General features: G+C 66.4%; 8 protein-coding genes and 1 pseudogene. 3 read left to right on the plus strand and 6 right to left on the minus strand.

The annotated features are described in order from the left end of the window. Positions 1 to 9: 9 nt before the first annotated feature. Positions 10 to 1317 carry an aspartate aminotransferase family protein gene (locus tag AB4061_RS17905; protein ID WP_441636038.1) on the plus strand — a complete coding sequence of 436 codons (1308 nt, stop codon included), beginning with the start codon at positions 10 to 12 and terminating at the stop codon, positions 1315 to 1317. 35 nt (positions 1318 to 1352) lie between these two features. Here the strand turns inward: AB4061_RS17905 and wrbA are convergent, their stop codons facing one another. Then, entirely contained in the window at positions 1353 to 1973 is a 621-nt protein-coding gene (wrbA, locus tag AB4061_RS17910) for an NAD(P)H:quinone oxidoreductase (protein ID WP_441636040.1), read from the minus strand. Positions 1974 to 2214: 241 nt separating this feature from the next. Here wrbA and AB4061_RS17915 point away from each other — a divergent pair, with 241 nt between their 5' ends. Both AB4061_RS17915 and AB4061_RS17920 read left to right on the plus strand, forming a co-directional pair. Then, entirely contained in the window at positions 2215 to 2475 is a 261-nt protein-coding gene (locus AB4061_RS17915; protein ID WP_043354618.1) for a UBP-type zinc finger domain-containing protein, read from the plus strand. Between the two features lie 66 nt (positions 2476 to 2541). Continuing rightward, the gene (locus tag AB4061_RS17920; RefSeq protein ID WP_441636042.1) at positions 2542 to 3093 is read left to right on the plus strand and encodes a DsbA family protein; all 552 of its coding nucleotides are present in this window, start codon (positions 2542 to 2544) and stop codon (positions 3091 to 3093) included. Positions 3094 to 3105: 12 nt separating this feature from the next. Here AB4061_RS17920 and AB4061_RS17925 read toward each other — a convergent pair whose 3' ends face one another. The 5 genes and pseudogenes from AB4061_RS17925 to AB4061_RS17945 form a co-directional block, all read right to left on the minus strand. Continuing rightward, on the minus strand, positions 3106 to 3810 hold the full coding sequence (locus tag AB4061_RS17925) for a GntR family transcriptional regulator (protein WP_441636044.1): 705 nt from the start codon (positions 3808 to 3810) through the stop codon (positions 3106 to 3108). 51 nt (positions 3811 to 3861) lie between these two features. After that, the gene (locus tag AB4061_RS17930; RefSeq protein WP_441636046.1) at positions 3862 to 4860 is read right to left on the minus strand and encodes a 2Fe-2S iron-sulfur cluster-binding protein; all 999 of its coding nucleotides are present in this window, start codon (positions 4858 to 4860) and stop codon (positions 3862 to 3864) included. Positions 4861 to 5219: 359 nt separating this feature from the next. Continuing rightward, on the minus strand, positions 5220 to 5699 hold the full coding sequence (locus AB4061_RS17935) for a GlcG/HbpS family heme-binding protein (RefSeq protein ID WP_441636048.1): 480 nt from the start codon (positions 5697 to 5699) through the stop codon (positions 5220 to 5222). A gap of 71 nt (positions 5700 to 5770) precedes the next feature. After that, positions 5771 to 7231, minus strand: a complete 1461-nt coding sequence (locus AB4061_RS17940) for an aldehyde dehydrogenase family protein (RefSeq protein ID WP_441636064.1) — start codon at positions 7229 to 7231, stop codon at positions 5771 to 5773. Between the two features lie 83 nt (positions 7232 to 7314). Further along, positions 7315 to 7527: pseudogene (locus tag AB4061_RS17945) on the minus strand (iron-containing redox enzyme family protein); the annotation flags it as partial.

Genomic DNA, 7527 nt, shown 5'->3' on the forward strand with positions numbered 1-7527 from the left:
AGGAATCCGATGACCACGGCAGCAGCCACCCCTAGCGTTGCAGCATTGACCGAGCGGCGCGCCCGCGTGCTTGGGCCGGCGTACCGCCTGTTCTACGAGGAGCCGCTGCACATCGTGCGCGGCGATGGCGTCTGGCTTTACGACGCCAACGGCGAGCGCTACCTCGATGCGTATAACAATGTGGCCTCGGTCGRCCATTGCCATCCACAGGTGGTGCAAGCCATTGCCCGCCAGGCGGCGCAGCTGAACACGCACACACGCTACCTGCACGAGGGCATCCTGGATTACGCGCAGCGCCTGCTGGCCACCATGCCGGACGCGCTGGGCCATGCCATGCTCACCTGCACCGGCAGCGAGGCCAACGACCTGGCGATGCGCATCGCGCGCGCCCACACCGGCGCGCAAGGGCTGATCATCACGCGCTTTGCCTATCACGGCGTGACCGCGTCCATTGCCGAGGCATCGCCCTCGCTCGGGCGCTACGTGAAGCTTGGCGACAACGTGCGTACCGTGCCGGCGCCGGACAGCTACCGCGTTGCGCCGGCGCAGCTCGGTGCCGCCTTTGCCGACGGCGTGCGCCACGCCATYGAGGACCTGCGCGCGCATGGCATCCGCCCTGCCGCGCTGCTGGTCGATACCGTGTTCTCCAGCGACGGCATCTTCACCGATCCGCCCGGCTTCCTGAAAGACGCGGCCGCCGCCATCCGCGCGGCCGGCGGCGTGTTCATCGCCGACGAGGTGCAGCCCGGCCTGGGGCGCACCGGCGAGGCGTTCTGGGGATTCCAGCGGCATGGCGTGGTGCCGGACATCGTCACCATGGGCAAGCCGATGGGCAACGGGCATCCGCTGGCCGGGCTGGCCGTGCGCCCCGACGTGCTGGAGGCATTTGGGCGCGAGTGCCGTTACTTCAATACCTTCGGCGGCAATCCAGTGTCTGTCGCCGCGGGCATGGCGGTGCTTGACGTCATCGAGCAGACGCAACTCATGGCGCAGGTGCGGCGCGTGGGCGCGTACCTGCGCGAGCGGCTGGCCGGCGTGGCGGCGCGCCGTCCACTGATCGGCGATATCCGCGGAGCCGGGCTGTTCGTCGCGGTGGAGTTTGTCGAAGACGGCGATGCCGCGCGACCCGCGACCGCGCAGACGGCGCGCATCGTCAACGGCCTGCGGCAGCGCCACGTGCTGGTTGGCGCCACCGGCGAAGCGGCCAACATCCTGAAGATCCGCCCGCCGATGGTGTTCACCGAAGCGCACGCCGACCTGCTGGCCGACACCCTGGACGCGGTGCTGGCCGAGGTGGAGAACAAGCGGGCGGCCTGAACCCGAACCCGCCGGCCAGCCAGCCAGCCTCCCGGCTAACGCGCCGCCAGCTTGGCGGCAATGCCGGCCACGTGCCGGCCCTGATACTTTGCGATCGCCAGTTCGTTCTCGCTGGGCTGGCGCGAGCCGTCGGCGGCCGTCAGGGTGGAGGCGCCATAGGGCGTGCCCCCCGTGATCTGGCTCATGTCCAGCAGCCGCGCTTCGGCGTAGGGCACGCCAACAATCACCATGCCCTGATGCAGCAGCGTGCTGTGGAAGCTGGTAAGCGTGGTCTCCTGGCCGCCGTGCTGGGTGGCGGTGCTGGTAAAGACACTGCCGACCTTGCCCACCAGCCCACCGCTCATCCACAGCCCGCCGGTCTGGTCGAGAAAATTGCGCATCTGCGCGCACATATTGCCAAACCGCGTGGGGGTGCCGAACAGGATGGCATCGGCGTCGGCCAGTTTGTCCGGCTCCGCCACCGGCACATGGGCGAAAGCCGCCCGAGCGGCCTTGGCGCCACTCTTTTCCAGCACGGCGTCGGGCACCAGTTCCGGCACCTGGAGCAACGTCACCTCGGCGCCATCGACTTCGCGCGCGCCCGCCGCCACGGCTTCGGCCATTTTGTAGACGTGCCCGTACATGCTGTAGAAGACCACCTGGATCTTGCAGGTCATGACATCCTCCTGAGTGCAATGCCAAATACGAAATGACGAAATGACGAAATGACGAAATACGAAGTACGAAATCGGGACTTCGGGCCGGAACAGGCCATCCGTTGAGTCTAGGCGACGCAAGCGCGCCGCGCGGTGACTGCCCGCGCTTTCCTTCGCATCTTCGCCGCCTACAATAAAAGACCCTGGCTCATCCGCGCGCGGCACGGGCCCGCCCTGCCGGAGCCAACGATGGAGTACCGCAATGACAACGGCGTGTGCGCACCTGGCATTGAGCCATCCCGTCACACCCAGCGCAGAAGGCTGCGAGGAATGCCTGCGCAGCGGCGACGAATGGGTGCACCTGCGCTTGTGCCTGTGCTGCGGCCATGTCGGCTGCTGCGACGACTCGCCCAACCAGCACGCCACCCGGCATTTCCTGGCCACGGAACATCCGGTAATCCAGTCGTTCGAGCCGGGCGAAACCTGGCGCTGGTGCTATATCGACAAGCTGTTCATTCCTTGAGGGGTGCCCGGCGCCCAGCGCGCGTGCAAGCCACCCCCCATGCGCCAATCCTGCAAGGAGAATGTCATGCTGTCGACACTCGTTGAAAAGACCGACCATGTACTGGGGCCTGCCTCGGCCCACGTCACCGTGGTCGAATACGGCGACTTCGAATGCCAGTATTGCCGCCTGGCCTACGGCGGCGTGAAGATCCTGCTTGCCCGCTACCACGACCGCGTGCGCTTTGTGTACCGCCATTTCCCGCTGACGGCCTGGCACCCGCTGGCGCAAGCCGCCGCGGAGGCTGCCGAGGCCGCGGCGGCCCAGCACAAGTTCTGGCCGATGCACCAGCAGCTCTTCGAGCAACATCACGGCATCAAGCCGGCGATGCTGCGGGAATACGCCGCTACGCTGGAACTGGACCTGGAGCGTTATGACTACGACATGAAGGCCCACACCTACCTGCAGCGCGTGCGCGAGCACCAGCAAGGCGGCGTCGCCAGCCATGTGCGCAGCACGCCGGCATTCTTCGTCAATGGGACGATACAGGACGTGACCTTCGGCATCGAACACCTGGACCATGCCATTGCCATGGCGCTGCGTCACCAAGGACCTGGGGCTAGGGAGCTAGGGAGCTAGGGAGCTAGGGGCCTAGGCTTCCGGGCCAACAGGCGTGGCCGCCTCTGCCGCGCTGTACACATGGCGTGTGGCGAGCAGTGACGCGAGGTCGGCGTCGCCGGCAATCACCGCCCGCAGGATCTGCGCGTGCTCGTCCCAGTTCTGCTGCGCGCGCTGCCGGTGCGCGGGCGCGAACACCAACCCGGTACGCTCGCGCAAGGAGCGCATCATCTCCTGCAGCACGCTGTTGGCGGCGATATTGCCCAGCACTTCGTGAAAACGGAAATTGAGCGTGAGCAGGCGCGCATCCTCGCCGCCGCATGCAGCCGCGCTACCCTGGCGCAGCACCTCCTGCAGCTCGGCGACCAGCCGGGGATCGCGCCGTTGCGCCGCAAGCTTGGCGTTCAGGCCTTCCAGCGTGGCACGCACCTCCACCATCTCCCGGGCCACATGCTCCGACAGGCACGCCACCGACGCGCCCCGGCGCGGCTCGATGCGAACCAGCCCCTCGGCCGCCAGCGCGCGCAGCGCCTCGCGCACCGGCACGCGCGACACGCCCAGTTCAGCCGACAGCGTGTGCTCCACCAGGCGGTCGCCCTGGCGGTACACGCCGCCGACGATGCGCTGGCGCAAGGTATCGGTCACCTGCGAAAACAGCGGCGAATGGCGCGAGCCGAGGCTGGCGCCGGGATGGCCCGCCGGGTGGGCGGATGGAACACTGCCGTGGTCGTCGGACATGTTCGTCTTGTGGGCGCGCGGGCCGGCATTGGCCAGCCCGCGCGCGCTGGTTCAACTGTGCTGGAATGTGAAGCTGTCGGCGTAGATATGCGCGCCGCTGGCGCCGAGCCCGAGAAAGATCTCGCGCGCGTCGCGGATCATGTCGGGCGAGCCGCACAGGTAGATGGCGTGCTCCGACAGGTCCGGCAGGTCGGCGGCAACGGCGTGCTGCACGTGGCCACGCCGGCCGCTCCATGCGCCGTCGGCACGCGACAGCACCGGCACGTACTGGAAATCGTAGAGCCGCGCGCCCCACGCCTGGATCTGTTCGTGCAGGTACAAATCCGCCTGGGTACGCATGCCCCAGTACAGCGAGACCGGCGGGCAATCCGGATCGTCCATCAGCGATTCGAGGATGCTCTTGATCGGCGCCAGCCCGGTGCCCGTGGCCACCATCACCAGCGGGCGATAGTCGTCCTTGCGGAAATAGAAGCCGCCCAGCGGCAGCTCCACGTCGAGCTGGTCATCGGAGCGCAGTCCCGCCAGCAAGCGCTCGGTGAAGTAGCCGCCGGGAATACGGCGCACATGCAGGTCCACCGTGCGGTCCTTGGGAACCGACGCCATCGAGAAACTGCGCGCGATGCCGTCACCGACAAAGATCTTGAGGTACTGGCCGGGACGGTAGTCAAGCGCCTGCGCCTGCGGCAGCTCCAGCGTCAGGTGCACCACGTCGGCGCTGAGCGGCGCGATCTTGCGGATCACCGCGGTGTGCCGCGCGGGCTCGGCGCACGGCTCGCCCGGGCGCGCGGTGCTGATCACCAGGTCGCTGCTGGGCCGCGCCTGGCAGGCCAGCGCAAAGCCTTCGGCTTCTTCTTCCGGAGTCAGGCCCATGGGGTACTCCTCATAGGCCACCGCGCCTTCGACCAGCCTGACGCGGCACGTGGCGCAGCCGCCGAAGCGGCAGTCGTGCGCCATCTGCACGTTGGCGCGCAGGGCGCCATCCAGCACCGACTCGTCGGCATCGACGTCAAACGACTGCTGGGATTCGATGAGGTGAATGCGGTAGGACATGGCTGACTCGGAATGCGTGGGGGGGTGGACTTCGAGACCTAAAACCTAAAAGCTAGAAGCTAAAAGCTAAAATCAAAGGCAGTTTCACCACCCCTGCGGGGCGGCGACCTACTTTCTTGTCTTGCCAAGAAAGTAGGCAAAGAAGGCGCGCCGGATGGGGCGACTTCCCCTCGTGATCCAACGAAAAGAGCGGCCGGGACCCAAACTCGCATCGCCTTAAGGCGATACTCAGACATGGGTCCCTCTTTTCCGCTCTTTTCGCCGGATCACGAGGCGCCCCATACGGCCTGGTACACCTTGACGGCTCGCTTCGCATCGCGCGGTTTGCGTGGTTTGCGGGCTGTCGCTGGGGCCTGGGTTTACTTCTTGATATCGRCTTCGACCAGCACCTTCAGGTCGTCGCCGGCCAGCAGTTCCTGCAGGGCCTGCAGCGCTGCCACGCCAGCGGCGGTGTCCTGCTCGCCGTTGCCGCCGCTCAGGCCGATGCCGCCGATGACTTCGCCATTGACCACGATCGGGAAGCCGCCTACGAACACGGCAAACTTGCCCTCGAAGCTCCACTGGATACCGAAGGCTTCATTGCCCGGCAGCGCGGGGCCGTTGGGGGCCTGGTTGAACAGGTGGGTGGAGCGCTTGTGGCCGGCGGCGGTAAAGGCCTTGTTCCAGGCGATCTGCGGGCCGGTGATGCGTGCGCCGTCCATGCGCTCCAGCGCCAGCGGGTAGCCGCCGTCGTCGACCACGCAGATCGATTCCAGCACGCCGATTTCCTCGGACTTGCGGATGGCTGCCGCCACCATGTGACGGGCTTCCTTCAGTTCCAGCTTGATGGCCTTTCTCATGTCCTGCTCCTGCTTGATGCGTTGATGCGGATTGATGATCGACGGTTGACGATTGACGCGTGCGCGCCGGCTCAGCAGCCGCGATAAACGGTCTTGATCTGGGTGTAGAACTCCAGCCCTGCCCGCCCCGACTCGCGGAAGGTGGAGGTGCTGGATTGCTTGAGGCCGCCGAACGGCGCGTTGATCAGGTTGCCCGTGGTGGTGCGGTTGATCTTGACCGTGCCCGACTGGATGTCATGCGCGAAGTCGTGCGCATAGCGCGGGTTGCTGGTCACGATGGCGGCCGACAAGCCGTACTCGGTGTCGTTGGCCTTGGCGATGGCGTCGGCGTAGCTGCTCACCTCGATGATGGCGATCACCGGCCCGAAGATTTCCTCGCGGGCAATGCGCATCTGCTGGGTGACGCCGGTGAAGACGGCCGGCGAGACATAGAAGCCCTTGTCGTATGGCTCGCCGCCCAGGCGGTCGCCGCCGCACAGGTGCGTGGCTTCGGCCTTGCCGGCTTCCACATAGCCGAGCACCGTTTCGAGCTGCTTGCGGGTCGCGAGCGGGCCCACGTCCATGCCAGGCGTCATGCCGCTGCCGATCTTCAGGGTCTTGACCTTGGCCAGCAATTTCTCCGTATAGGCGGCCTTGACCGAAGCCATCACCAGCACGCGGCTGGTGCCGGTGCACGCCTGGCCGCTGAGCGACAAGCCGCCCTTGATGGTGAGGTCCACCGCGCGGTCCAGGTCGGCGTCTTCCATCACGATCAGCGGGTTCTTGCCGCCGAGTTCCATCTGCGTGCGCGTGCTCAGCGACACCGAGCGATGGATATGCTGGCCAGCCGCCGTGGAGCCGGTAAAGGAGATCGCACGCACCGCCGGTGCTTCGGTAATGGCCGCGCCCACGTCGCCGGCACGGCCGGTGATGAAGTTGAGCACGCCCTTGGGGATGCCGGCTTCGACAAACGCCTGCGCCAGCCGGTAGCCGCTCAGCGGCGCGTCCGACGAGGGCTTGAACACCACGGTGTTGCCCGCGATCAGCGCCGGGGCAATCTTGCGCGCCGGGATCGACACCGGAAAATTCCACGGCGAGATCACGGTCACCACGCCCAGCGGCTCGCGCTGGCTGTAGACGATCATGTCGGGATCGTCCTGGGGATAGGTCTCGCCGGAGAAGGACTGCCCTTCCACGGCATAGAAGCGGATGGTCTGCGCGGAGCGCAGCACTTCATCCTTGCTCAGGTTGAGCGCCTTGCCTTCTTCGCGGGTCAGTTCCTCGGCGATCTGGCCTGCGTTGGCTTCCAGATAGTCGGCGGCGCCGTTGAGGATCTTGGCACGCTTGGAGATGGGGGTTTTCTTCCAGGCGTCGAACGCGGCCGCGGCGGCGGCCACGGCGGCCTGCGCGTCATCCGCGGTCGAGGCCTGGAAACGGCCAACGATATCGCCGGTATCGGCCGGGTTGACGTTGTCGAAGGTGCGCCCGCTGGCGCTCTTCGACCATTCGCCGTTGATGTAGTTGTTGAATTCGTCTGTCTTTGCCACTGCCATGATATTCAAGCCTTTCATCTGCTCAGGCCCCGGGCGGGGCCGTCAATGCCAATGCGATGCCGCGATTCCGCCCAGGGGCGGGCTCAGGCAGCCATGTCCAGTTCAGGCAGGGGAATTTCCTGAGCGACGTAGTCGTGATAGAGGGCGGTGGTGTAGAGCAGGCGCATCTGGGCGCCGATCTCGCAGATCTTGAGGCAGCGCTGCTGCAGCTCCGGGGTGTTGGCGTGTTCCAGCACGATCTGGTAGCCGCGTTCGCCGTGGATTTCATCGGAGACGATATGCAGGTCGAAGAACTC

The organism is Cupriavidus sp. YAF13 (genome assembly GCF_052113425.1).
Classification (GTDB): Bacteria; Pseudomonadota; Gammaproteobacteria; order Burkholderiales; family Burkholderiaceae; genus Cupriavidus.